The following is a 24,296-nucleotide window of genomic DNA, read 5'->3' as shown; positions in this document are numbered from 1 at the left end:
GGATGGCTTTTTTATTCCACTTTAACGCCATGGAGGATGCTTGGGAGATGCTGTTTCTACAAAATGTAAAAATCCGCACCAAAATTTTGGGGCTGCTCGGCCTCGCGATCGTATTTCTGCTGGTTATCGGCATTACCGGTTACGTGGTCATGAATACGATGGGGAACAACGCGCGCGCCATGTACGAGGAGAAGTTGGTTCCCAACACTCTTGTCGAAGCTTTGCTGTTCGGCAACTCCCAGATGGATTCCCTGCAGCTTGAAATGCTGCTCACCAAGGACGAAGCGTTCATCAAGCAAATCCAGCAGCAAATTGCCCAAACGCGGGACAAAAACCAAGCGGTGCGCAAGCAGCTGGAGCAGCTTCCATTATCGGAGCGGGCGCAGGAGCAGTATCAGGCCTTTATCAATTTGATCCCGAAAAATAACGAAGCCAAGAAAAAAGTCGACGCGTTCGCGGTCGCAAACCAAAAAGAAGAGGCGTATAAAGAATACGTCACCTCCTTCAAGCCGATCCGCGCCGAGATGATCAAGAATCTGGAAAATGTCGTCAAATACAACGAAGAAGACGCGAAAGCGTTCTACGAGAAAAGCATTCAAAGCTCCAAATTCGCTACGACGGTTATCGTCGTCGTAACTTTATTGGCCGTGCTGCTTTGTTCGTTGATCGGCTATGGCATAGCAAGCATGATCACTCGCCCGATCCGCCACATTCAACAATTGATGGCCCAAGCGCAAGACGGCGATCTGACGGTCAGCGGCACCTATCGGTCCCGAGACGAAATCGGTCTGCTTACCAGCGATTTTAACGGGATGATTGCCGGTCTGAGAGCGCTTATCGTAAAGATTAGCATGGAAGCGCAAAATTTGTCCGCCAGCTCGGAGCAATTGCTTGCCAGCTCCGAACAATCCGCCCAATCGACCAACCAGGTGGTGCAAGCAATTCAAGAAATTGCCGGCGGCGCCGATCAACAATATCAAAGCACGGCGGAAAGCGTTCGGGCCATGGAGGAAATGGCAACCGGCATTAACCGGATCGCCGAATTTTCCAGCAGCGTCTCCGCGATGTCCGTAGAGGCTTCCAGAGAAGCCGCAGAAGGCAATACATCGATCCAAAATGCGGTGTCCCAGATGGACTTGATCCGCACGTCGGTCAGCGAATCCGCCCAGATGGTCCATCAATTGGGAATCCGCTCCCAAGAGATCGGACAGATCGTCGACGTGATTACGGATATTTCCGCACAAACGAATCTGCTTGCCCTCAATGCCGCTATCGAAGCGGCAAGAGCCGGAGAGCACGGGCGGGGCTTCGCCGTCGTGGCAGACGAGGTGCGGAAGCTGGCCGAGCAATCGCGCCAATCGGCCGAGCAAATTTCCGGCATCATTAAGCAGATTCAAAGCGAGACCAAGACAGCGGTCGTGGCGATGGACAAAGGAAGCCGGGAAGTCGAGAACGGCACGGTCGTCATGAAGGAAGCCGGAGAAGCCTTCCGCAACATCTTGGTTGCGGTTCAAGAAGTGGCCAATCAAATGCAAGAGGTATCTGCCGCTTCGGAGGAAATGTCGGCCGGTACCGAGCAGATCACGGCTTCCCTCCATCAGATGAAGAGCATCTCGGAAGCCGCCTTCTCGAAGACGGAGAGCGTAGCCGCCGCTTCGGAAGAGCAGCTCGCCACGATGGAGGAAATATCGGATGCCGTCAATGCGCTGACGAAGATGGCTCAAGAAATGCATGACATTACGCTGCGGTTTAAGAGCTAGCCCTCTGCCTCAGTCACAAAAAGGCCCTTCTGCTTCACATTAGCGGAGGGGCCTTTCCCGTTATTGCAGCCGTACCCGGTTCCCCGCCTGCAAAGGCTCGCTGCTTTCGACGATGACTTGATCGGTCGGAAAGATGCCTTCCCGGACAGCGCTCTGATTCGTGTTCGCATCGGCGGTCCGAATATAGCTCTTGCGCACATAAAAGCCGTTGCCGAGCGGGCCCTTCCTCTCTTCGATCACATAAACGAATTTCCCCTCGCGATCCTTGTGGATGGCCTCGTTCGAAATCAAAAGCTGCTCGTCAGCAGACACCGATTTTAGCAGCCGGATAGCCGCCCGCTCCCCTCCTTTCAGGCCTTCGCCCTGAACGGCAATGCGGATCGTTTTCATGACCGGAGGTGCATCTTGCTTCTCCCCTGCGCCACCGGCCAGCTCCATTTGCGTATCGGCGATTTCCACAATCCGGCCTTCCATCACTTGGACCGTTTGGTCCTTCACCTCCACCTCGATCTTTTCCCCGACGGACAGAAGCGCTGCGAGATCGGCCGCCACCGGCACGGACATGCCGTAGCCCCGGCTCGCATTGGACACGCGGACAACCGACTGGCCCGGCGTAGAAGGAAGCCCCTCGGTCGCGCGGACGCTTGTGACGATTCCATCAAACGGAGCTATAATTTGACGCTGGGCCGCCAAGTCTTCTTGTAAAGCCTGAATCTTGCGCTCACGGACATCAATGTCGAGCTGCCGCGATTCGATGTCCCGCTTGGCCTTGCCGATCGCCGTGGAGTCCCCGTTCCGGTTCACTTCGACGAAGCTTTCGAACAGCCCTTCCAGCTGCAGCTTTTGCTGCTTTAAGGCAGTTTGCTCATCCGCAATTTGCCGCTCCGCCGGTTTGCTGTCATACGTAATCAACGGCTGATCCTTGACGACGGCATCCCCCGCCTTCACATGAACGGCCTTCACCTTCCAGCCGGTCTCGTTCTTTAACTCGGCTTCCTCCACCGGCTTTAGCGTGCCGCTCGCTTCGATGCTATGCACCAGCTTTCCCTTAACCGGCGTTTCCGTCCGTACCTTGGGCAGCGTGATCGCCTGCAGCGTATTGCTGAATAACGTGAGCACAAGCAGCAGACCGAAGAATACCCCCGATACCGCCACCAATTTTCGTTTTTTCCGAGCCTCCGCCAGCTCCATCCCTTGCGGCTCCACCGTATGCATCTCTCCTATCCTTTAATGCCGGATGACTGGATTCCTCTGACAAAATAAGATTCCGCATACAGAAACAGCAGAACAACCGGGCTCATGTAGAGCAACGAAGCAGCAAAGCCTACGCCCCGTGCTCCCTCCTGAATGCTCGCCAAATAGACGGATAACGGATGCCGGAGCGGATCATCCAAAAAAATAAGCGGCTGCTCGACCATGTTCCAGTAATCCACAAACAACAAGACCGTCAGGGCAGCCAGTCCCGGCTTCACCAGCGGCAGAACGATCGTGAAGAAGATCCTTCCGGCTCCCGCCCCGTCCAGCCGGGCGGCTTCGAGCAGCGGAGCGGGGATGTGCAGCATGAACTGCCGCAGCAGGAATACGCCGTAGGTCGCGAACACGCCCGGCAAAATAATGGCGGCGGCGCTGTTCAGGATGCCGAGCTCGTCGGCCATGATATAGTTAGGTACCAGTGTCACCTGAAACGGCATCAGCATCGCCATAATATAAATAAGAAACAACGCGTCCCTGCCGGGAAACCGAAGCATGGCGAAAGCATAGGCCGCCAAGGCGGCAACGGCCGTTTGTCCGAATACGATCGGCACGACCATGAGCACGGAGTTCCAAAACAAGAACAAAAACTTCGGAGACTGGACAAGCACTTTGTCAAATTGCTCAAGCGATACCCAGTCGGGTATGAGCTTTAAATTGACAAATTCGTGCTGTCTCCCGGAATCCGCGTCCAGCATCTTTCCGACCAAATCGTAGTTAATCCGGATCTCGCGCTCCGTCATGAGCGAATTCGTAAAGGTAATCCCAATGGGGAACAGCATCACCAGAGCAAGGACGAGCAGCACGAAGGTCATCAGCCATGTTCGCAGCAGCGCCGCTTTCTTCTCCCCCAGCTTCATTCCATGAACCTCCGAAAACCGCGCTCCATCCTGAATAAGCTAAGCGCGATGATCATAATACAGCCGACCATCAGGCTTGCTGCGGCTGTCAGCTTTTGAATATCGAGCGAAAGAAACATATTGTTCATGTAATGCTGGAGCATATAAATGCTGTCGTGCGGGTAACCGCCTGCCAGCAAATACGATTCCCTGAACACTTTGAACGAGTTCATAATCGACATCAGGACGACGAAAAACATCGTCGGTATTAAATAAACAAGAGTAATCCGCAGCTTCGCGAATGGACCCGCCCCTTCGAGACGGGCGATTTCATAATAGCTTTCGGGAATCGCTTGAACCCCCGCCAAAAACAAAATCATGTTATATCCGATGTTCTTCCATACATAAATCACCGTGATGACAACGATGGCCCATTCCGATTTCATCCAGTCGATCCGCTGCATCCCGAAGCGATGCAGCCACTCGTTGACCGTGCCGTTCCAGTCGAAGCCGATTTGCCAGATCAGCACGATCGAGGCGACCGGCACGACAAGCGGTAAAATGTAGGATGTTCTCAGCCATTGACGGAAAAACACGTTTTCGTTCAACAACTGCGCCAGCCCTAAAGATGCGGTCACCATCAGCGGTACGCTGACGAAGGTAAAGAGCGCGGTATTCCACGCGGCCTTCCGAAACGAACCGCTGGCCAGCAGCGCCTGATAATTGGCAAAACCAGCAAAATTTCCGTCCATCGTGCCGTCCGTAAAGGAATAAACGAGCCCCATCGCGAACGGGATCGCATAAAAGAGAGCAAACCCGCTCACGCTCGGCGCAAGGAACAGCAGAGCCAGTACCGTGTCTTTGTTGAGGAATGCGGAAATTTTCATGCCGGTCTCCATGCAAAAACGCGGGAAAGCCCATTACGCCCCCCGCGTCCATGCCCTTTCATTCGTTCAAGTACGTCGTGACCTTATTTTGGATCAGCTTGGCTACCGCTTCGGCTGTTTTTTGTCCGGTAAAAAATGCTTTGGACTCCTCCGTAATCACATCCTCGATCTTGGAGCTCTTCTTCGAACGAAGTTTATTCGCCGAGGAAATGGTTTGCTTGAGCACTTGGATGTCCGCTTCCGAGACTTTGATCGTTTTGAACTTTTGAGATTCGACTTCCGCTTCGAACTTGCCGTCTTGCTGAAGCCGCTTCAGCTGCCGCTCAAGCACCGCTTTGTTCATCGGAAAGCCCAAATAAGATTCGTCCCGGTCCTGTGTATTGGTGAGCTCCTGCATCTCTTCGGACAACAGAAACTTGATAAAATCCCATGCTTCCGGCTTCACCGGAGATTTGTCGTAAACGCCGAGGTCGTAAAATGTGGAGAAATAAGCTCCGGTACGGTTCCCGTCCGGAACGGGCCGTTGATACAGCTTTCCCTTCTCATGATACTGCACCGGAAAGCTGAAATAATCCTTCAACGATCCGATCTGGGCTCGGTAACTGAAATAGCCTTCAACGCCTTCATTTTGTTCCGTAAAGACGTTTTCATCAAATAACGTTTTCACCCGCTGAAGCATACCGGTAAAAGCCCCGGACTCGAAATCGGCCTTGCGGTTTACCTCATCCACCAACGCAGAGTAGTTGTCTTCCACAGAAAACCCATATAGAAGGACATCGGCATATAATAAAGGCTGCCGTTCAGCTTGAGGCCGTCCAGAAGGTTGCCGTACACTTGATCTTTCGGGAACGACAGGTCCTTCTCCATCATTTCGCTCAGGTTGGCCAGCATTTTTTTGTTGACGTATTTGCTTACGGGAAACGGGTCCAATACGATGAGATCGGCCGCCTCTTTGCCGGATAACAGCTCCGTGTTCATCCTGGCGATGATTTTCTCGTATTGCTGTTCGTCCAGCCTCCCTTCACCGCGATAGTCTTTAATCCGGATCTCGATATTCGGATGCTTCTCCTCGTATTTCTTTTTGGCGGCTGTGAAATAATCCGAGCTGCCCGAGGTGGCCAGCACCACGGTCTTTTTGCCGCCCTTAGCAGACGGATTTCCCGCTTCTTGCGCGGTGGCGGAGGGCTGACTCGCGTCTTTCGCGCGCCCCTCTCCGCGACCGACCACACCGCCGCTGCAAGCGGCAAGAGTTAGCGTTAGCGTGCAGCCGAGCACGAGCGGCAATGCTTTGTTCACAAAGCTACCTCCTTTTTACGACGACGGCACAAGCTGGGCTTCTCTCGTAGGCGCGGAGCCTGCCGGCGCGTTGTCGTTGCCGGATGGCGCGGCTTCCACCGGCGCTCTTCCGCCCCTCACCGGCCCGGATTCAGACGATGACTTGCGTTCGGACGCCGCCTTTCTATCTGATGACGGCGCCGGTTCCGGAGAAACCACAGTTCTCTGCGACTCCGCTGCTCTTGGAGAAGTCTTGCTGTCTGCGGAAGCCCGCTTCTCCGTCGTTCCTTTGCTTTCCGTCGGCGCCTTCGCATCCGGAGACGCTCCTGACGCTCCACCTCCGGCCGATGCGCTATCCACAACTGCCGTACCGCCTGCCGTTGCTTTCTCGTCGTTCGTCCCTTTATCCCCGGCGGCCGTCTTATCCGTAGTGGATGTTTGATCCTCGGACAGCGTCTTGCTCTCGGTCGACGTCTTGCTCTCCGTCGATGAGCCTTCCTGCTGCCCGCTCTTCGTCTGATTTGCAGCGCTGCCTCCCGTAATGTCTTGCTTGCCGCCCTCGCTGCTGCAAGCGGCCAACGTCGCGATAAATGCAAAGCTGAGCAGTATAACTCCTGTTTTTTTCATTTTGTCTTTCACTCCTTTGTTGTTGTCCATGTCTATTCCCAGTTATAAATGGAAGATGTAACGAAAACTTCTCCGAATTGTAAACAAAATGTTTCCGAGTTGGACAACGACGGACAACGAGGTACAAAATCCAGCAAAATAGCGGGTTCTCAGGCTCTGGTGGTGGACAACATAGGACACGGATGACCAGAGTTTGACACCTATTTTGTGGGAAATTTGTGGGAAACGATATTCTGGAATTAGAGTTGCATAACGCGAAAAAAGTCCCTAACCAGTATATGAACTGGCGGGACTTTTTTATAAATTTTCACCTTGAGCCGTACACCTGCCTCCCGATCCACCTGTCCTCTCGTTCCCACGCCTGAAGCAATGTGATCCGGTCAGGATCTGCCGGAGTCCAAGAAATGTATCCTTCCTTCGCCAGCTCCGCCAGTACGTTCAAAAGATCCTCCCGTTTTCTCCCTTTTTTCGTGCTCAGTTCCGCTATAGAAAGCGTGCGGTGCCTAATGGCCGAATAATTCGCTATGATCCGTAACAGCATTCGCTCGATATCAGCCAGCATGATGCACCACCTGTTGTACGGCAAGGATATTCTCCAGTTTGAACACTCGCGGCGCTTGCCGCTGGAGACAAAACGCTTTAACCCTGCCTCGTTCAACCGACCGTACTGCAATCCTTCGCTGTGTCACGCTGCCATCATTCCCAAGGTAGATGATTCAACCTGTCGGCCAACATATCGAAGCTTTTGCTTTTCCACTGTGTCCGCCTCAAAATAGGAACATTTGTTTTCATTTATTATATGTGAACAAAATGCGAACACCTCCTGCGGGTAGCACGCAACCAGATGGCACTGGGGCTATCCCACGGGAGGTGTTCCGGAAGCGCGAGGCCGAGATCCTGAGCCGATTCAGCCTCACACCAGAGGAGCAGCGGGCATATGACCTGCACCTCCGAATGACACAAAGCAAGCGTCGTCGATAAGTAACAGGAAGAGGAGGTTAGGCCCTCCTCTTCCGCCTCACACGCTGCTTCACATTAAGCATAATCGAATCGTAGTCGTCAATCAAGAGGGATAAATCCATATAAACTAAAGGGTACAGCACATTTCCCTCGATCTTGTACTCAATGATTTTGGGGATCATCGTTAGCCCTCCTAAAGCATTCTCTTTCCCAATACTATCACAATTCGCGGAGGTAGGCCATGGCCGAAGAGCGGAAGATCATAAGTGACTTAAAATTCCTTCAACAATTTTGGAGTGCCGAAGCATCGGAACGGACCGACGAAGTCGGGCAGGAATTTGCAAGGGCGTAAGCTACGGTCTCGAGCTCGCGGAGGCGATCCTAGAGGCACAGAAATAATTCAGGGGGCTTCGGCCCCTTCAAATAACGCCGTCCGAACGCAAGCGGGGTGCGCTTAAAATGGACTTCTCAAAAAAGAATAATTGGACAGTCGAAATGCTCGAAAAGACTCTAGTCCTTCATACGGTTATTCGACCCGATGAATGGGGAAATTTTGACTTGCTTTGGAGGGCAAAGTTCGAATGCGAAAAGTCTATCGGCGGCATTATTAGGCCCGCTGAAGGGGGAGAGGTGAAGGAGTGGATAACAGTCTACAAGCACAATGGATACCAGATAGAAGTGCTTAACGGCGCAGAGGCTGGCGATCCGATGGGTTACAGGCTGAATCCGCCGCTTCCTGAACATGCGGGTACGTAATTCATCGAGTCACCCCTTGGAGTATGCGAAAGTGCGTTCTCATTATACGCCTATTCCCCGAAATTCTCAATGTACATTTTCCCACTACTTACCGTGCCCACGACGCTCATGAATCCGTTACAATGACGGTAGAAACGAGGTGTTCGTATGTTCATTCCCCCGATGCTGCTGCAAACCGCACCGCGCCCGTTTTCGCACGCTGACTACGTTTTCGAGCCGAAAATAGACGGCCACCGGCTCATTATGACGCGGATCGGCACCGGTCAGACTCGGCTATACACGCGCCACCAAACCGATTGCACCTGTCAGTACCCGGAATTGTCACGGCATAGCGCTCGACGATGTCATTCTCGACGGCGAGGTCGCGGCGACGGACAACACCGGCGCGATTGACTTCGAGGCCGTCATGGAACGTTTCTCGCTCCGGAAGGCGGACCGGATACGGCGGGCGGCGGAGTCCCGTCCAGTGAATTACGTCGCGTTCGATATCCTGCGGTTGAACGGCGTGGACTTGACGGCGCTACCGTTGTATAGGCGAAAGGAAATTCTGGCGTCCCTAGAACCCGTGCATTTCCGTCATACCGTCAATACCGACAGAAGGCGAGCGCCTATTCAACGAAATCGAGGCACGCCAAATGGAGGGGATCGTCGCTAAACGGGCGGAATCCATATATGTCAGTGGTCGGTCCGACGCTTGGCTGAAGATCATTAACTGGACGTATGTGGACGTGACCATAACAGGCTACCGTAAAGCGGAATTCGGCTGGCTGGCTTCGGTACCGGGGAGCGGGGGTAAGCTACGTCAGGCTGGCGTGATCGAACTCGGAGTGACGCCGCAGCATCGGGCCGCGTTCTATAGTGTGAAGGACCGTTTGAAAACTCACGAAGACCGAAACTTCGTATACCTGGAGCCGCGACTAAAAGCGAGGGTGAAAATGCGGAATTGGACGAAGGCGGGACTGCTTCGCGCACCAACGTTCGTAGAATTTATATTATGACTGAGCAAAGGAAAAGTCCCTGACCAGTTCGATACTGGCCGGGACCTTTATAACTTCCATATTAACCGCCCCAACCATGATGATCAAAGGCAGAAATAGGCGAGTTCTCCGTTTGCTTTTTTTCCCAACCGTGATGATCAAAAGCTGTTCCTCCTAAAATTACCAACCCCATCATCAAAAAAGATATGAATGCTTTTTTCATGAGTCAAACACTCCCTCAACGATATGTTTGTAACTCCACTTTTGTTGCTCCGTCGCATAATCGCTATATTCCCGATACAATGAAACGCATTTTTCAAATCCCAGATAATACTTCATTTTATGCGCCAAATATAGGGCATATAACAATTCTTCAATCCCAGTGACAAATCTTTTACGTTTAAAGCTGTATACTGACTTTTCATACCAAAACTGAAATAACTGGTTGCCGTCTAAATAGGTTACATCAGAATTAACAGGGGGGATTTTTGGAATTAATCTTTCTAGCGCCTCGTCCACATAAAAATTGAAGGCGTTTGCTGACTCAATAATGTTTAAAGCGCCGGGAAGAATTTCATTTTGTTTTTCAACGTAGTCTACGTACTCTTGGATTACTTTTACGTTTCCAGTTTTCAGTTCGAGGGCATACATGTTCCCTTTGCCCCAAGTTCGAAACTTTTCAACCTCCTTCTTTCCCGTTTCGTCAAGGAATTCAAACCATCCAAGGTTGGAATACTCATATACGTATTTTTTTGCTTCTTCGTAGCGCCCCTGTAGAGATGAAATAAAGCTCTTGATGCGTAACCCATGACCATAATATACCACTAAATGCCTCTCGGTTTGTAGGTTTTTAACATTTTTTTCATTTATTAATTTTTCATACACATTTTGAGATAACTTATGCAATTCATTTCCGTAACGTTCTACCTTTCTCCACTCACTTAATGAGTAACAAACATTAGCCATCAAAAGGAGCGCGTCCAGACGATAATCTTCGGGTAAGCGACCGTAAAACGGCTCAAACCGTTCTAATGCTTCCTTATTTCCGTCCGAACTAATTCCAACGAGGCATTGAAATAACCGATATTGACAGAGAACGCAGGTCGGATCATTATGATCTGTTTCCCGTTCAATGACATAGCGATACAAGGGCACCGCTTCCATTTTTTTCTCATCCTTGAAAAGACATTCTGCCACAGAAAAAAATTGATCTTTCATTCCCGCCTCGAACCCGCTAACATTTGTCATTTACCCCAAACACTCCCTTCTTTTTATACCATAATATTACATGTGGGAGATTTTGCACGCAATATATACTTTTGTATGATTTTACGTTAACATCATCAAAAAATAGAGAAAAACAAGAGCAAAGCATCGAAATTCGACAGTAAAACGCAAATTAAGACATATTTTTACAATCAATTTTAGATAATTCCTATCAATATCGCTAAATCTAGTACTACTAATTACTTAGAAAAAAGTAATTTTGTCCCATATAAAATATATTGGTATCTATGGTATTTTTTAGGCGAACAATATGTCGGCCGACCATTGTTCAATATATTTTTTGAAGGAGCGGTTTGAATGACTTTATCAATGACGAATGCTTTCAAAAAAGTAACTCTTTGGTCGCTCGTTGTATGCATTATTTTAGCGACGTTTTCCACTGTTGCATCTGCTGCCCCTAGTCAAAGCAACTCCTTAACCGTTTCCGGGTATGTGGAATATTTGACGGAGAAACAAAAGACTGATCCCGGCGCAACTGAAGTATTGGAAAAATTCAAAAAGCTTTCTGCTCACGATCAAGAAAGATTTGTAAAAGTTCTTCAATCTCCTGAGATTGGGAAGACATTGGAGCTTAAAAATCAGACTGTCATGATTGAAGGCGTACCTGTAGAAACGAAAAAAACCACATTCGTCACCGATCTACCCAATACCTTAAGCGCTCAATGGGATTCAACTATATGGGGGATTAGCATAACATCGTTTTATATCACACTTACTTATCGCTTTGATCTTACCACCAAAAATGTGACAAAAGTTGTTGATGCAAGTGGAGCACATCGAAATTACAACCCCGGGGTAATAATCAGCGAGAATGGAGCGGCATCCAAGGAAATCTCTGGTACCGAGGCATACAGCAGACAGAATTGGACAGCAAAATTAACCGCCGCTGGAGGCTTCATAGAATATACTATGATCGCCTATTTAAAAGGGGATGGCCGTGTTGGCTATGCAAAATTTGAAGGAAATACCCCCGCCTTAAATAATCTCTATAGAGGCACTTGGCAACAAATATGGTATAGTGATAGTACCCCCACTTTACAATAATTAGGAGGTGCTAAGGATAGAATATCATTTTCTATACTGGGTTTCACTTGCGCTTGTAAACACAGGGCTCGCCCAAAGCAAGAACCTTAATGGATTATACTGGTTTTTTATTTCTCTTATTATCGGCCCCCTTGCTACCTTGGCATTAGTAATTAATTTTAAGAGAAAACGCTAGAAACAAAGCAAGGGTCACTATTGCATATATTGCGGTGTGACCCTTGCTCCTTAAATTATGTCATCGGCTGTCCCGACGCCTTCCGCAGCTCATTTGCGAGCCAATGAATATAATCAGCCTGCTGCTCATACGCTGCGGCCGCGGTGCCGTCTCCGCGCTGCTCTGCCTCCTGCCGCTTGGCGTCCAGCTCCTTCCATGCCGGACTCATCCAAGTATCGATAACTGTATTCGCTACCCCTGCATCAAGCATAGGCTCCTCCGCCTCCTTGTCGTATTGTTCGAGGGCATAACTTGCAATTAGCCCGCGTAGCTTCTTGGTATAATCCGGATCGGTCGCATAGCCGCACACACGCAGCATCTCCGTCTGCTCCTGCGGTGTCTGAGCTGCACGTACGCGGTCGTACCGGCTCCAATTGAAAAGTAAATCCTGATCCCTGAAACAATCTTCGATGCAGTCATAGGCCCGCCAATGGGCTTGTACGCCATCTACCCGAACGCCGTTGTACACTTGCCACGTTTTTGTATTTACCGATTTTCCTTTCTAAAAGCCGTTAGGCTGGCCGCTGCCGACTTTGTACCCTACGAGTTATTCCATGCGTGGTTTTTTCCGCCAGTCTCAAGCAAAGCCTGAGCGATCCGGACAGAAGGAAAGATCGGAGATCCTTCCTTCCGCAGCTGCACGGCGACCGACGCGACCTTTGCGACGAATTCTTCTCTTGCCATCGGTTCTCCCCGCCTTTCCCTTTCACCGCGGAAATGACGTTTGCCAGTGGGCCGAGCGGGACGCCGAGCTTCCCGCCGTTCTCCACAATGCTAAGGAATTCGATCACGCTGTACGCCATGACAACGCCGTCCCCGATCACCCCGTTCGACTTGAGCACCGAGACCTCGATCATGTACACGCAGCCCACGAGGATGATGACGTATGTTTTTCGGAAAAGCCCGGTGATTCCGACCCGGCTGCTAAGCTCCTTTTTCACGTAACCGACCATCAGCCCGGTCGCGTAGTCCAGCAGCATAAGGCCCAGCAGGATCGTGAAGGCGAGGCCGAGCCCGCCGACGACCCATGAGATGAAGGCGCCGACGACGCCGAAGCCTGTTTTGAAGACCGTTGATTTGTCCACGTTATATACCCCTCTCTGCCCTATTTTTGGGCATAAAAATAACCCCGATCGGACCGGGGCCGTACATTACATATGCGGCTTTTACTCAATAATAACGGCAGAATTCATAAACTCGACTTGACGTACTTGCCGACACTTGAACATCGATTGGACCAGACTTACAAAGAACATATGTTACAGGAAGAGTATAGCTTCCTATAGCGAATTCCTTTGATGGCATTAGGTCTAAATACTGTATAGTGCCACCTGCTGTGTAGTCTGTGTATTTTATTCTGACTGATACAACAGGTACACCTGTTTCCACGCGAAAATATACAGACACGCCCACCATCTTAATCTGGAGTCGGCGTAACTGACAATATGGTTTTGAAGTCAGGAGCCATAATAAGTTGTTCCGCGACTTGATGACGGAGCTAACTGATCGCCTGAGCGGTGCGAAGCGGGGCATATATTTGTCGTTGGCCGTTCCCGCCTCTGCCTCACCCTGCGATGCAATGCCAAAATTCTCGACATTGCCAAGGCCGACATCGCTTTTCTCCAAGGAGACAGCACCCGTTTTTCCGGCCACGCTTTTGACTGGCGCAAACTTATCGATCGCTTGCTTGGTTCGTTCTGGCGTCATATAGGAGGCTCCATCCGTCCCAGCTTCAGCCTGTTGTTGTGTTGCTATGCCGTAATTTTCGACATTTCCAGGCCCTACCTGTGATTTCGTCACGACATGGGGGTGATTTTTGTCGTTGATATGCGCGTTCAGCTGCGCAACGGTTGCATATACGAGCGACCCGTCAATGACCGCAGTGACGTTTGGGGCATTCCCGACCAACGTCACCACATCGATCTGCTTCTCAATCCAAATGAAGCTTCGATCCGCAAGGTATCAATAGGAGATAGCGTTATAAAAGCGCTCAAATCTCAACTGGCTTGGAGAGAACAAAAAATCAAGAACGGTGAAGTTGTTCATAATTCAGATTTTATTTTCTTTAGCATCTATAAGCCCGGTTATCCTGCCAGTGCTAAATGGGTTTGGGACAGGTTTACCAAATATGTTAAACTAGCCGGACTCCCGAAAAATCTCACTCCCCACAGCTTACGGCATACCCATGTCACTCTTTTGGCTGAGGCTGGGGAGCAGTTGGCTGTAATTCAGGAACGGCTCGGTCATAAAAACGATGAAATAACCAAGCGCATCTATCTTCATGTGACTGCGGAGCAGCGCAAGGCTATTCCGGATCGATTTGAAATGATCATGAGCTCATAAAATTCAGTGTGGGTAATTGATCAATCGTAAAATCCCCGAAAGTTCACTCCACACAAGCACCTCCTCTCCTGAATTCTCCGAGTTGTAAACAAAATGTTTCCGATTCTCATTCATCCAAGAAAGTCGTCGCCCGGTTTTGAATCAGCTTCGCCACGTCCTCCGCGGACTTTTGGCCCTTGAAGAAAGCTTCCGATTCTTTGACAATAATGTCTTCCAGCTTGGAAGGCTTGAACGCCACCTGATAGACAGCCCCCGACAGATGCTGCTCCAATCCCTGAAGATCCGCTTCGGTGACTTGGAACGTCTTGCCCTTCAGCGGTCCTTCCTCGTGAGCCTTGACGGTTCCGGTTTGAAGCAATTGCTTCACCTGCTTCTGAAATACGGCTTTGTTCAGAGGAAAACCGGCTCGTTCCGGTGAAGGCTGCATCTCCTCGGACATCAGAAATTTGATAAAATCCCAGGCTTCCTTCTTCACGGCGGATTTCTCGTTTATGCCCATCGTCCGGTAAGTCCGGAAAAAACCTCCGGCTTTTTGGCCTTCTCCCTTCGGTCTGGAATACAGCTTGGGTTGATCGAAAATTTCCTTCGGCGTCAAAATATAATCCGCGGGCGAGGTGATATCCGTCATTCTGAAATACGCTTGGCGCGGCTCTTCCGCCACGACCTTCTCGTCAAACATCGATTTCACTTGCTTCATTAAGTTGATAAAGGGCTCGGATTGGAAGCTGGCTTTCCGGTTGACCTGATCAACATACAAGGAAAAATTATTTTTCACCATCTCATTTAACAGTCCGGCGGGATAGCTCATAAAACCATACCGCTGATCCCCTTTTTTCGCCAGCGCTTTGGCGGTCTCGCTGAATTCGCTCCAGGTCCAACGGGCGTCGTCGAAGGTCACCCCCGTTTTCCGGATCGCCTCTTCGTCCCCGACAAGACCGTACAAGAAGAAATTGGTCGGCATCCCGTAGACGCTGCCGTTCAGCTTGATCCCATCCAAGATGTTTTGAAAATATTGATCCTTCTTGAACTCGGGGTCCTTCTCCATCATGTCGCTCAAATTGGCAAGCACTTTCTTATTCACGTAGGTATCCATAGGCAATCGGTCCATCTCCACCAGATCCGGCCCTTTCCCGGATAACATTTGCGTGTTTGTCTTTTTAATATAGTTTTCCAGATTCTCCTCGCCGCGACTGTCGTCCGTCGGGACATAGTGAAGCTGGATCTCGATATTCGGGTGCTTTTCCTCATATTTGCGCTTCGCGTCCTTGAAAAAATCGTCCTCAAAAAACGTCGAGAGCACAACCGTCTTTTTGCCTCCCTGCGTCTGAGCGGCTTCGGCGGTCTTGCTTGCGGTTTCCGCTTGCGCTTCGTTCTTCTTCGGCCCACCCTCCGGCTGCGCCGTTCCTCCAGGGCCTCCACCGGCGCTGCAAGCCGTTACCGCCAACATGAATAAACTGCCGCTTAGGCTTAGCAAAGCTTTTCTCATATTTCTGCTCCCTCCTGTTAAGAGCTTTTGGATTTCAATTCCGCTACCGTCACAAACGAGTAGCCTTCTTCCTGCAATTCCTCGATCATCCTGGGCAGCAATTCGATCGTATTGCTCAGATCGCCCTTTTTGCCGCCAAAGCTGTGCATCAGAATGATGCCTCCGGGCTTTAGATTCGCCTTGACGTTCTTCAGCATGTCCTCCGGCGTCGCTCCGGCCCAATCGCGCGTATCGACATTCCACAGCACATTGTGCTGACCGGTCTGTTCGATGGCCTCGGTCACTTTTTTGGAGACCGCGCCGTAAGGCGTCCGGACATACTTGGGGACCTCGCCCGTTGCGTTTTGGATCACCTTGTTCAGCTTGACGATTTCATTGGTGATTTGCTGCCCGCTCAGCTTGGTCAGATCCTTGTGGCTCCACGTATGATTCCCCAGCGCATGCCCTTCTTTGACGATGCGGGACAGAACGTCCGGGTGTTTCTCCGCCTGATAGCCGACGACAAAAAAAGTAGCTTTCGCTTTATGCTTTTTCAAGATATCCAAAATTTTGACGGTATATTTCGCATCCGGTCCGTCGTCAAAGGTCAATGCGACCTGCTTCTCCTTTTTCGGCGGCTTCGGGTTCGCTTGACTCTGAATTTGCTCTCCCTTCACCTCTCTTATTTTCGCCTCCGTCTGGGGGAGCATCGCATCGGCGATGAAATAGCCGGACAGTATCGCGAGTACAACGATACCGATCCGCAAACGCAGCAGTCGTCTTGTCCTCTTCATCTCGTTCTACCTTTCTATGAAAGTTGTTTCCCTGAACCTAGTTATAAGTCAACGTTGTTACCAAAACTTCTCCAACTTGTAAACAAGTTGTAACTGTGCAGCCAAAAAAGACAATTTTTCAACAAAAAATCCCTGTATCTTGCAAAGCAAGACACAGGGACGCTTCACTTAAATTCGATGATAAACAGGGAGTTGTTCTGGGTAAAAGGGGCGACAATCGGAACGCTGGCGGAAGGACGGGGCTCATACCATTTCCTGCCGGTCAGCAGCATCCTCCGGTTGTCCGGACTCCACTCGATTTGCTCGGGAACGATTCCCTTGTAGATTTCTTTTTCGTTCATAATATTGTTTCCTTGCAGCTTAGCCACGTACAAATTTTCGCGGCCTTTGGAGTAGGCGATATATTTGCGGTCGCGCGAGAGCTGAAACACGCCGCTTCGTTCAAGCAAAGTCGTTATCTTCGCATTCCGGCGGTCGAATAACGTTAACGAACCTTCCTCCCCGACAAAAACGATTTGATCGTCATTTACAAAATCGCCGTTTCCCTCGCTGCTTACGGGATGCTCATACTGGCTTACGAAAGCATCGCCTTGAAATGAACCGAAAACGATATATGGCTGACGGACAGCTATTTTAAAAATTAACGCGCTTGCCCCGTCATCCGAAACCTGGACGGAGTAAATGTGATCGTTCTCCGTTGTTTTCCCGGTGAACTTGAATTCCTTCGTCTCCTGGCGCGTCACGTCATAAACGGCAATGACAGCCTCCTGATTCCCGTTCTCTTGCACAAAGGAGACATAACGCCCGTTATTCGACCACGACATCTGTCCCGTCACGACAACTCTCTCTTTGTTGGCCCACTCCCGCAGAACGGTTTGCTTTTGATCCGCCAAACGAAGCAGCATTAATTTCTCTTTGCCGCCGGTCTGAACGGAAAACGAAGCATACGCTCCGTCCGCAGATACTTTGACGCCGTGCACGAATCCATGGATATCCGGCAAAGGCTGCCGTGTCTTGAATTCGTAGTCCAACTCCTCGAAGCTTTGCTCCTGGCCTCTTTTACCAAAATAGCCAAGAACGTGTTCCTTGTCGGTCCAGCCGAACAGCTCGCCATCCTCGTTCTCCGGCAGCTTATAAATTTTGTTCACTTCAAAGGTCTCGCTCAAGCTCTGCGGCTCGCGGCTTTCCTCCGCGTCGGGAATAATAACGGTCTTCGATTTCAGCGCCCCCGTACAGCCGGTGACGATAACGGCCAGCAGAACATACGCCGCCGCCCACAGGAATATCCGTTTCATTCTGCATGTCCTCTCTTCGGCTTCGTATAAGGGAGTTCAATCGCTACGCGCGTTTCCTGATTGGCGCTTCGGATCCCGATACTCCCCTGATGGTCGTCGACAATCGCTTTGCAGATGCTAAGCCCCAAGCCGCAGCTGCCCATCTCTTTGGACTTCCGCATATCGGCCCGGTAGAACGGCTCGAAAATTTTCGCCAAATCCTCCGGACGGATGTCCTGCCCTTGATTCGTAACCGTCATGTGCACGCGGCCGGAGACAAGCTGCGCCTTCACCAAAATATCCGTATGCGCAAAGCCGTACTTAATCGCATTATCGATAATATTGATGAACAACTGCCTTAATTTGGGCTCGCTTCCCTCCACCCACAGCCCTTCCTCCGCCTCGCAGCGAATCGTTTTCCGGTATCGCTCGGCTTTGAATTTCATGCCCTCGCAGACGTCTTGAAACAACTGCCCGGCCAACACGGGCTCAAACGCTTCCTGGCCGGACGTTTCCTTGGAAAGCTCCAATAATTTGACCACCATATCATGGAGCCGCTTGCTTTCGTCGACGATATGGTTCATGCCTTTGTCAAAAAAGGCCTCGTCGGTTTGCCCGTTCTCCTTAATCATTTGGGCATACCCCAGGATGGACGTCAGCGGCGTTTTTAGTTCATGCGTCACATTGTCGAAAAACTGCTTCCGATGGCGGTTCAATTCCTCCAAGCGGTCCCGGTCCTTTTGGATACGCCCGATCTGGGCCTTGATCTTCTCGATCATCGTACGAAAGTTATCCGCCAACTGGCCGATCTCGTCCTTCCTTCGGAACGAGAGGCGGATATCCAGATTGCCGTTCGCCACCTCCGTGGAAGCTTTGGTCAGCTTGACGATCGGGATTGTGATGTTTCGCGATAAAATATATGAAAAGATAAACGCAGCGGCGAAGATGGCGATGGTAACGTACGAAATAACATCCAAAATATGCCGACTTTGCTCATACAGCAAGGAGAAGTCTTTGGCAAAGCGCAAAATCCCTACTTTTTTCCCGTCGATGACGACCGGGTACGAGTAGTAAGCTTCGGCCGTGCTGTCCGTGTAGTTGATCGTGTAAGAAGTTTTGCCCTTCAAGGCATGGTTCAGATCGTCGCCCGCCTTACTTGGTTCCTTCCAGTTCCCCGATGCATAGATCAGCTCTCCGTTCACGCCGTAAGCGCTAATCTCGCTGGAAGTGACCTGCCGAAGCTCTTCCACGACGTCACTGGCCATTTGCCGGAAATAGATCTCGTCGTTGCCGAAATGATTGATCATAAAAGCCTGCTTCACATAGACGCTGCTGTTTTTCTTGAGCCCGATCAAGTCCTGGGTCATGATTTTCTCGTTGCTGGTCTCGATAATCTGGACGATAAAGTGGTTAAGCAGCAAAAACGAGGCGGTAAAAATAACAAAGAGACCCAATAAAAATTTTACTTTGATGGTCGGAGTCGGGATCATGCCATCAATCCACCTGTTTGTCAAATTTGTACCCTACGCCAAACACGGTTACGATCACGTCGCCCGCCTCCAGCTTTTTGCGCAGCCGTTGGATATGAATATCGACCGTTCGCGTATCGCCGACATATTCGTAGCCCCACACGAAGTCCAGCAGCTCCGTCCGGGTAAAAATTTTGCCCCGGTGCCGGTACAGCGTCATCAAAAGATCGAATTCCTTGGGCGTCAGCTCGACGATCTCGTTATTTTTCCGGACCAGCCGTTCGCTTTCGGTGATTTCAATATTTTTGAAGCGGACCGGCTCGTCGGCCTGCTCCTCCGCAGGCTTATGGGCCTGCGTCATTCTCCGGAGGATCGTCCGGATGCGCGCGATCACTTCCCGGAGGTCAAACGGCTTGGTAATATAATCGTCAGCGCCAAACTCCAAACCGACAATTTTGTCCGTAATGTCCGATTTGGCCGTCAGCATGATGATCGGAATGTTCCGGGTTTCCGTTACCTTTTTGCATATATCGAGCCCGCTGACGTCCGGGAGCATCCAATCGAGCAGCAGCAGATCCGGCTGGAATTGCTCGATGGCCTTAAGCCCGTCCGCTCCGGTATGGGCGCTCGCCGTAAGAAAGCCTTCTTTATTCAAGCCGTAGGCCAGCAGGTCCGCGATCGCTTCTTCGTCTTCAATAATTAAAATTTTCACTTTGTCCATCTTGTCCACCCCATTCTACCGACATGGTAGCACACCGCAGGGCTTACGATCCAGTTCATCGTGAAAAGCGCGGCATTGGGCTGACAAACCGTACGGGCTCTTTTACAATTTTGGATAGGACGGCTGTAACGAAAACGGGGCTTGCCGGCACTAATAAGAAAGAGCGCTTTTAGAAACCCAGCCGACAAGAAGGTGCGTTAATGTATGATCCGATAACGAAGATCTATCTGCTTTATTACGACGATTTGTACCGCTTCCTGGTTACCCGGTACCCGAACCCCGACCATGTCGACGACATCATCCAAAATACGTTCCTCGAAGCGCTCCGGCATATGGACAGCTTCAAGGGCGGTTCTTCGCTCAAAACGTGGCTGTTCGGCATCGCCAAGCATCAGCTGTACCGGAGCCTGAGAAAAAACAAAATTCAGCTTTCGCTGGACGATTCTCCCGGCTCGGAGCTGGCCGCCCATACGGATTTTAGCGACAAGGTGCTGGCCGAGCAGATTCTGGAGCGGTTGGACCGGCTCGATCCGCCCCATCGCGAAATCATGGGGCTGCGGCTGCTTCACGGGCTTTCTTTTAAGGAAATTGCCCAGTTGACCGACCGGACCGAAACGTACTGCCGCGTTAATTTTTACCGGATGAAAGAAAAGCTGAGAAAGGAGTACGGCGAGGATGAACACATGTAGTCTCGTAAAGGATTTAATGCCGCTCCATGTGGAGGGGCTTGCGAGCGAGGAAAGCGCTGCGCTCGTGGAGCGGCATATCGCGGAATGCGAGGAGTGCCGCCGCTGCTACGAAACGATGAAGAAGGATTACGAGAGCCACGAACAGAACCGGCCCGAGCCGGACAAGAAGCGGCAGGTTGAGGAGCTGGCCGCGCAGCTCGGCAAATACCAGCGCAGGATCAAGCTGGCCAGCGTGCTTGTAGCCATGCTGATGGCCTGCATCATCAGCGGTGCGGAGGTTCATTTTCTGTCGACGATTCCGTTCCTGATCCTCACCCCGTTCGTGTGCCGTTTATACTACTCCCGTTCGCTGCCGATTGTTGCATCAACGATTCCGTTCGGCTTGCTCGGCGGATTGTTAAGCGAACACAATTCCAGCTATATTCCGTTCTTTACCGTGCTCGCTCTTGTGAACGGGGCGGTCGGCGTCGGGGCGGCGCTGCTGGTAAAGCAAGGGCTCAGGCAGGCGAAAATGGCGGCCAAAGCGGGATATATGTCACTTGGAGCGGTGATCCTTTTCGCGGCCTGCGCCGGTTATTTCTCCTTCTGGGGCAACCCCGTCGGATATATGCAGGCGCTGCTTCGAACAAACGATTACGTCAGCCGGACGTATGAAAAAGGGACGCTCGACTTCAAGAAAGTGTTCTTCAGCTTCAAAGATAAGCTGCATTACGGGAAGTTCGAGTTTGTGATGAACGGCGTGCGGCAGACGGCGAGCATAGGCTTTTACCGGGACGGCAGCGTGACCGACGAGTACAAATTTAAGCTGGATAACCAATTTGGCGAGGAACGCAGCGACGATTTGAAAACCGTGATCGCCGCAGCGGTCGATCCGGTGCCTTCGCTCACCGTGCATGCGTCGCCGCAAGCCAAGCTGGAGATTACGAAGGACGCACTGAACGCCAACTTCTACTATCTGTCTCCCGACAAACTGGACAAAGCGGAGAGGCTGCGGTTTAGCGAGAGCGGGAAGCTCCGCTTCGAGATTCATTTCGGCGCGTCCGATGCAAGATACGAGAAGCTGCCGAAGGAAGCGTTTTTGGCCAAAAGCGCAGCCATTCTGCGTATGCTGCAAGAGCGGAAGCTGAATTATCACAGTGTCGAAATAAAAGCGATGGACCCCGGCGGGAACATTCAAACCGTAGAGCTGACCAAGCTGACGACGGAGCAGGATCTGGCGGGCAGCTACCGGGCGTTCGATCCGGAGCGGCAAAAGGAACAGCCTTAACCGGGCCGGACCGCCCGGGAGTTTCCATGCAGGTGGGAGAACTGGGACACCGGCCCGATGTGGCCGGTGTCTCAGTTTGCTTATATTCGCTTTCTATTCCTCCGTCTGCCTCCGCCCTATCTTGTAAAGATGCACACCTTGGCATCGACATTCAAGACCTGCGTTCCGCCGGGCAGGCAAGCGAGCGGATCGTTCCAATGAGAGTGGCCGCAGAACACAAGCGCTTCCGGCCCGCTCTCCAATACAGCGCGAATCTCGGGGCTTCCTGCGCATCCCCGCTCCGGCACATCCGGGCTTTGGTGAAGCAGCAGCGCATGGGGCTGCTTGTGAAGCAGCTTGCGCAAGGCTTGCAGGTAGTCCGCTTCCGCCATCCGGTTCGGCTTGTCCGGTCTGCCGATCACGCCTCCGAGACCGCCCCATGCCGCGCCGCCGAATTCGGCGATTCCCGGCCGGTCGATCAGACAGATGTTGCTTCGGCGGGATAGCTCCCGCTTCTCGGCATCGGCCATCAGATCGTGATTGCCGGCCACACCGACGACCCAACGAAACGTTTCGCCGAATGCAAGCCATACGCCGGTCGGATCGCCGCTGCCTCCCCGCCGGAGATCGCCATACAGATCGCCGCATAGCAGAACGCCGACCCGGTCGGGAGCAATATCCGGCCATTCGATCCCGATCAGCACCGACAAATCGTCGGGGAGCCTTTCGCCGAGCATGACGTCCTTCCCGTCCGCGGTTCGCATCATGCCCTGCAAATCGGAGGTCACGATGAGCGCGTCGACCGACGACGGCAAAGAGGTCATCTGCCCCACGTACACCGGCAGCTGTACTTCCGCAATACCGCCCGAGCCGGTCGCGGTCCGATAGGCGAAGCGTTCTACGGGGTCTGCGCCAAGCGATTCGATCCTCAACATAACCTCTCCCGGTCCGTCACCGTAATTCCTAAAGCATCAAGCTCCCGAAGAGCCTCCTCCACGTTTCGTTCCGGATTCAGGGAACGGATCGCCTCGACGCGGATCGCGGGGGCCGCATACAAAGCTTTGACGGGCTCGGCCGGAACCGGCCTGTCGAAGTAGCCTTCCGCCCAGTCCGCATAGTCCTCCGGTGTTTCGCAGATCGTTCCAAGCAAAAAATCCGAGCCGTCGTCTGCGCCTTCCGGTATCCGTACCTCCCCCGATCTCCACCGCGAGTCGCCGGTTTCGCGCCATATGCAGAAGGTTACGTCTTCTTTCTCCAGCGCTTCATCCTCAAGGAAAGCCAGCAAAGCTTCCGGCGCTCCGTCGTAGATTCCCGGCCATACCGCATACTCGTCTCCGGCGTGCGGGCTTAGCTCGGATTCGTGATCGAACCCTTTTATTAGGACACCCTCCGGCGCAAATAAAACGTACAAGTGGTCTCCGGCGCCGTTGTCGATTTTCGCAAGCGAGACGTTTGGCGCCCAATTCGGAATAAACGTATGATACCGGAGCCATTCTTCCGGACATAAGATTACGTTCAACGCCGCAAGAGTCAGCAAGCGCCGCTTTAAATCATCCGGCGCCGGCAAAACAGTCCGTGATGCCATCTCGATCCCCTTCTTTCAGCATAAGTTCGGTAAAGTGCGGAACATGTACCATTTTAACAAAAATGTTGCCGCAAACCCACACGCCGAATAATTTGGATTAATCCCGCTTTATAAATTCTTCAGAATTCCTTCAGAAATTTCTGCACTCGTTCTGAAGATTTATTCGATACGATGAAGAAAGCAGATGGCGAAGGGAGACATCGGCATGGGCACGCTTCAGGAAAAGCTGCTGTTTTTGTATAAATTTTCGCGCGCGCCTCAACAAATCGGCAGCGTCACGCCAAGCTCCGCGTTTTTGGCGAAAAAGATGGTCGACTCGGTGAACTGGGAGAAAGTGAACGGTGTTGCGGAGCTCGGAGCCGGTACAGGCGCGATTACGAAATACATTCAGAGGGCCAAGAAGGACGATACCCGCGTTCTTTTGTTCGAAAAAGATACGGAGCTGCGCGGACGGCTGCAGGAGAGATTTGCCGACTGCGACTGTTACGAAGATGCCGGCCGGTTACAGGCCGTTTTGCGGACGGAAGGAATCGATTCGCTCGACTGCGTTATCAGCGGACTTCCTTATTTCAATTTCCCGCCAAGCTTGCGCGACCGGCTCCTAAGCGAAATTGCGGCCTCCCTCAGACCGGGCGGACGGTTCGTCGCTTTTCAATATTCGCAGCAGATGCGCAAGCGGCTCAGCCGGCAATTTGCAATGGAGCGGATTCATTTCGTTCCCTTCAATGTTCCTCCGGCGTTCGTGTATGTTTGCCGTAAGGAGGAGGGCTGACGATGGATGTCTTGCCGCTTCTCTGCCGGCTCGAATCCCCGTCCCTATCGGATCGGCGCAC

Annotated in this window: 27 protein-coding genes and 1 pseudogene; 8 read left to right on the top strand and 20 right to left on the bottom strand. The window is 51.7% G+C overall.

Annotation, left to right across the window (positions count from 1 at the left end; all coding sequences use genetic code 11):
- Positions 1-47: 47 nt before the first annotated feature.
- Complete coding sequence (locus PEH01S_RS15800; RefSeq protein WP_025852367.1) at positions 48-1,760, top strand: methyl-accepting chemotaxis protein; 1,713 nt, start codon at positions 48-50, stop codon at positions 1,758-1,760.
- Between the two features lie 60 nt (positions 1,761-1,820).
- Here the strand turns inward: PEH01S_RS15800 and PEH01S_RS15795 are convergent, their stop codons facing one another.
- The 8 genes from PEH01S_RS15795 to PEH01S_RS34625 form a co-directional block, all read right to left on the bottom strand.
- Positions 1,821-2,966: an efflux RND transporter periplasmic adaptor subunit gene (locus PEH01S_RS15795; RefSeq protein ID WP_164827871.1), complete on the bottom strand. Its 1,146-nt coding sequence runs from the start codon at positions 2,964-2,966 to the stop codon at positions 1,821-1,823.
- 14 nt (positions 2,967-2,980) lie between these two features.
- Positions 2,981-3,871: a carbohydrate ABC transporter permease gene (locus tag PEH01S_RS15790; protein WP_127486571.1), complete on the bottom strand. Its 891-nt coding sequence runs from the start codon at positions 3,869-3,871 to the stop codon at positions 2,981-2,983.
- Complete coding sequence (locus PEH01S_RS15785; protein ID WP_127486569.1) at positions 3,868-4,737, bottom strand: carbohydrate ABC transporter permease; 870 nt, start codon at positions 4,735-4,737, stop codon at positions 3,868-3,870. The genes PEH01S_RS15790 and PEH01S_RS15785 overlap by 4 nt, the downstream gene beginning before the upstream one ends.
- Before the next feature lie 58 nt (positions 4,738-4,795).
- Positions 4,796-5,491, bottom strand: coding sequence for an extracellular solute-binding protein (locus tag PEH01S_RS15780; protein ID WP_127486567.1), 696 nt, complete (start codon positions 5,489-5,491; stop codon positions 4,796-4,798).
- A complete protein-coding gene (locus PEH01S_RS15775) occupies positions 5,455-6,033 on the bottom strand; it encodes an extracellular solute-binding protein (RefSeq protein ID WP_127486565.1) in 579 nt (192 codons plus the stop codon). The genes PEH01S_RS15780 and PEH01S_RS15775 overlap by 37 nt, the downstream gene beginning before the upstream one ends.
- Positions 6,034-6,048: 15 nt before the next feature.
- On the bottom strand, positions 6,049-6,639 hold the full coding sequence (locus PEH01S_RS15770; RefSeq protein WP_127486563.1) for a prolipoprotein diacylglyceryl transferase: 591 nt from the start codon (positions 6,637-6,639) through the stop codon (positions 6,049-6,051).
- Positions 6,640-6,946: 307 nt separating this feature from the next.
- Positions 6,947-7,201 carry a hypothetical protein gene (locus PEH01S_RS15765; protein WP_127486561.1) on the bottom strand — a complete coding sequence of 85 codons (255 nt, stop codon included), beginning with the start codon at positions 7,199-7,201 and terminating at the stop codon, positions 6,947-6,949.
- Between the two features lie 436 nt (positions 7,202-7,637).
- A complete protein-coding gene (locus tag PEH01S_RS34625) occupies positions 7,638-7,781 on the bottom strand; it encodes a hypothetical protein (RefSeq protein ID WP_164827869.1) in 144 nt (47 codons plus the stop codon).
- A 277-nt stretch (positions 7,782-8,058) separates the two neighbouring features.
- Between PEH01S_RS34625 and PEH01S_RS15755 the strand changes: the two genes are divergently transcribed.
- The gene (locus PEH01S_RS15755) at positions 8,059-8,355 is read left to right on the top strand and encodes a hypothetical protein (RefSeq protein ID WP_127486559.1); all 297 of its coding nucleotides are present in this window, start codon (positions 8,059-8,061) and stop codon (positions 8,353-8,355) included.
- Between the two features lie 147 nt (positions 8,356-8,502).
- A pseudogene (locus PEH01S_RS15750) lies at positions 8,503-9,353 on the top strand (ATP-dependent DNA ligase).
- Positions 9,354-9,414: 61 nt separating this feature from the next.
- Here the strand turns inward: PEH01S_RS15750 and PEH01S_RS34620 are convergent.
- A complete protein-coding gene (locus PEH01S_RS34620; protein ID WP_164827867.1) occupies positions 9,415-9,555 on the bottom strand; it encodes a hypothetical protein in 141 nt (46 codons plus the stop codon).
- Complete coding sequence (locus PEH01S_RS15745; protein ID WP_127486557.1) at positions 9,552-10,580, bottom strand: DNA-binding protein; 1,029 nt, start codon at positions 10,578-10,580, stop codon at positions 9,552-9,554. The genes PEH01S_RS34620 and PEH01S_RS15745 overlap by 4 nt, the downstream gene beginning before the upstream one ends.
- Positions 10,581-10,916: 336 nt before the next feature.
- On the opposite strand from PEH01S_RS15745, the gene PEH01S_RS15740 reads away from it, so the two are divergent.
- A complete protein-coding gene (locus PEH01S_RS15740; RefSeq protein ID WP_127486555.1) occupies positions 10,917-11,663 on the top strand; it encodes a hypothetical protein in 747 nt (248 codons plus the stop codon).
- 230 nt (positions 11,664-11,893) lie between these two features.
- Here PEH01S_RS15740 and PEH01S_RS35435 read toward each other — a convergent pair whose 3' ends face one another.
- From PEH01S_RS35435 to PEH01S_RS15725, 3 genes are all read right to left on the bottom strand, one after another.
- Positions 11,894-12,346, bottom strand: a complete 453-nt coding sequence (locus tag PEH01S_RS35435) for a glucosaminidase domain-containing protein (protein ID WP_326057092.1) — start codon at positions 12,344-12,346, stop codon at positions 11,894-11,896.
- 43 nt (positions 12,347-12,389) lie between these two features.
- Entirely contained in the window at positions 12,390-12,962 is a 573-nt protein-coding gene (locus PEH01S_RS15730) for a phage holin family protein (protein ID WP_246062939.1), read from the bottom strand.
- An 85-nt stretch (positions 12,963-13,047) separates the two neighbouring features.
- Complete coding sequence (locus PEH01S_RS15725) at positions 13,048-13,584, bottom strand: hypothetical protein (protein WP_127486553.1); 537 nt, start codon at positions 13,582-13,584, stop codon at positions 13,048-13,050.
- Positions 13,585-13,704: 120 nt separating this feature from the next.
- Here PEH01S_RS15725 and PEH01S_RS15720 point away from each other — a divergent pair, with 120 nt between their 5' ends.
- Positions 13,705-14,220 carry a tyrosine-type recombinase/integrase gene (locus PEH01S_RS15720; protein ID WP_246062938.1) on the top strand — a complete coding sequence of 172 codons (516 nt, stop codon included), beginning with the start codon at positions 13,705-13,707 and terminating at the stop codon, positions 14,218-14,220.
- A gap of 106 nt (positions 14,221-14,326) precedes the next feature.
- On the opposite strand, the gene PEH01S_RS15715 is transcribed toward PEH01S_RS15720, so the two are convergent.
- From PEH01S_RS15715 to PEH01S_RS15695, 5 genes are all read right to left on the bottom strand, one after another.
- Positions 14,327-15,706 carry an ABC transporter substrate-binding protein gene (locus PEH01S_RS15715; RefSeq protein ID WP_246062937.1) on the bottom strand — a complete coding sequence of 460 codons (1,380 nt, stop codon included), beginning with the start codon at positions 15,704-15,706 and terminating at the stop codon, positions 14,327-14,329.
- Positions 15,707-15,723: 17 nt separating this feature from the next.
- Positions 15,724-16,479, bottom strand: coding sequence for a polysaccharide deacetylase family protein (locus tag PEH01S_RS15710; RefSeq protein WP_025852351.1), 756 nt, complete (start codon positions 16,477-16,479; stop codon positions 15,724-15,726).
- 164 nt (positions 16,480-16,643) lie between these two features.
- The gene (locus PEH01S_RS15705) at positions 16,644-17,774 is read right to left on the bottom strand and encodes a hypothetical protein (RefSeq protein ID WP_127486548.1); all 1,131 of its coding nucleotides are present in this window, start codon (positions 17,772-17,774) and stop codon (positions 16,644-16,646) included.
- The gene (locus PEH01S_RS15700) at positions 17,771-19,243 is read right to left on the bottom strand and encodes a sensor histidine kinase (protein WP_025852347.1); all 1,473 of its coding nucleotides are present in this window, start codon (positions 19,241-19,243) and stop codon (positions 17,771-17,773) included. Before PEH01S_RS15700 ends, PEH01S_RS15705 begins: the two co-directional genes overlap by 4 nt.
- A 4-nt stretch (positions 19,244-19,247) precedes the next feature.
- Entirely contained in the window at positions 19,248-19,943 is a 696-nt protein-coding gene (locus PEH01S_RS15695) for a response regulator transcription factor (RefSeq protein ID WP_127486546.1), read from the bottom strand.
- Between the two features lie 200 nt (positions 19,944-20,143).
- Here PEH01S_RS15695 and PEH01S_RS15690 point away from each other — a divergent pair, with 200 nt between their 5' ends.
- Positions 20,144-20,632 (top strand): RNA polymerase sigma factor, encoded by a 489-nt coding sequence (locus PEH01S_RS15690; protein WP_127486544.1) that lies wholly within the window; start codon positions 20,144-20,146, stop codon positions 20,630-20,632.
- Complete coding sequence (locus PEH01S_RS15685; protein WP_127486542.1) at positions 20,619-21,899, top strand: zf-HC2 domain-containing protein; 1,281 nt, start codon at positions 20,619-20,621, stop codon at positions 21,897-21,899. The genes PEH01S_RS15690 and PEH01S_RS15685 overlap by 14 nt, the downstream gene beginning before the upstream one ends.
- Positions 21,900-22,015: 116 nt before the next feature.
- On the opposite strand, the gene PEH01S_RS15680 is transcribed toward PEH01S_RS15685, so the two are convergent.
- Both PEH01S_RS15680 and PEH01S_RS15675 read right to left on the bottom strand, forming a co-directional pair.
- Complete coding sequence (locus tag PEH01S_RS15680) at positions 22,016-22,813, bottom strand: metallophosphoesterase family protein (RefSeq protein WP_127486540.1); 798 nt, start codon at positions 22,811-22,813, stop codon at positions 22,016-22,018.
- Complete coding sequence (locus PEH01S_RS15675; protein WP_127486538.1) at positions 22,807-23,463, bottom strand: hypothetical protein; 657 nt, start codon at positions 23,461-23,463, stop codon at positions 22,807-22,809. Before PEH01S_RS15675 ends, PEH01S_RS15680 begins: the two co-directional genes overlap by 7 nt.
- A gap of 184 nt (positions 23,464-23,647) precedes the next feature.
- On the opposite strand from PEH01S_RS15675, the gene PEH01S_RS15670 reads away from it, so the two are divergent.
- On the top strand, positions 23,648-24,235 hold the full coding sequence (locus PEH01S_RS15670; RefSeq protein WP_246062936.1) for a class I SAM-dependent methyltransferase: 588 nt from the start codon (positions 23,648-23,650) through the stop codon (positions 24,233-24,235).
- Positions 24,236-24,296 lie beyond the last annotated feature (61 nt).

It is taken from the genome of Paenibacillus ehimensis NBRC 15659 (assembly GCF_004000785.1).
Lineage (GTDB): Bacteria > Bacillota > Bacilli > Paenibacillales > NBRC-103111 > Paenibacillus_G > Paenibacillus_G ehimensis.
Note: the sequence above shows the minus strand (reverse complement) of the source record. Positions and strands in the feature narration are given on the sequence as shown.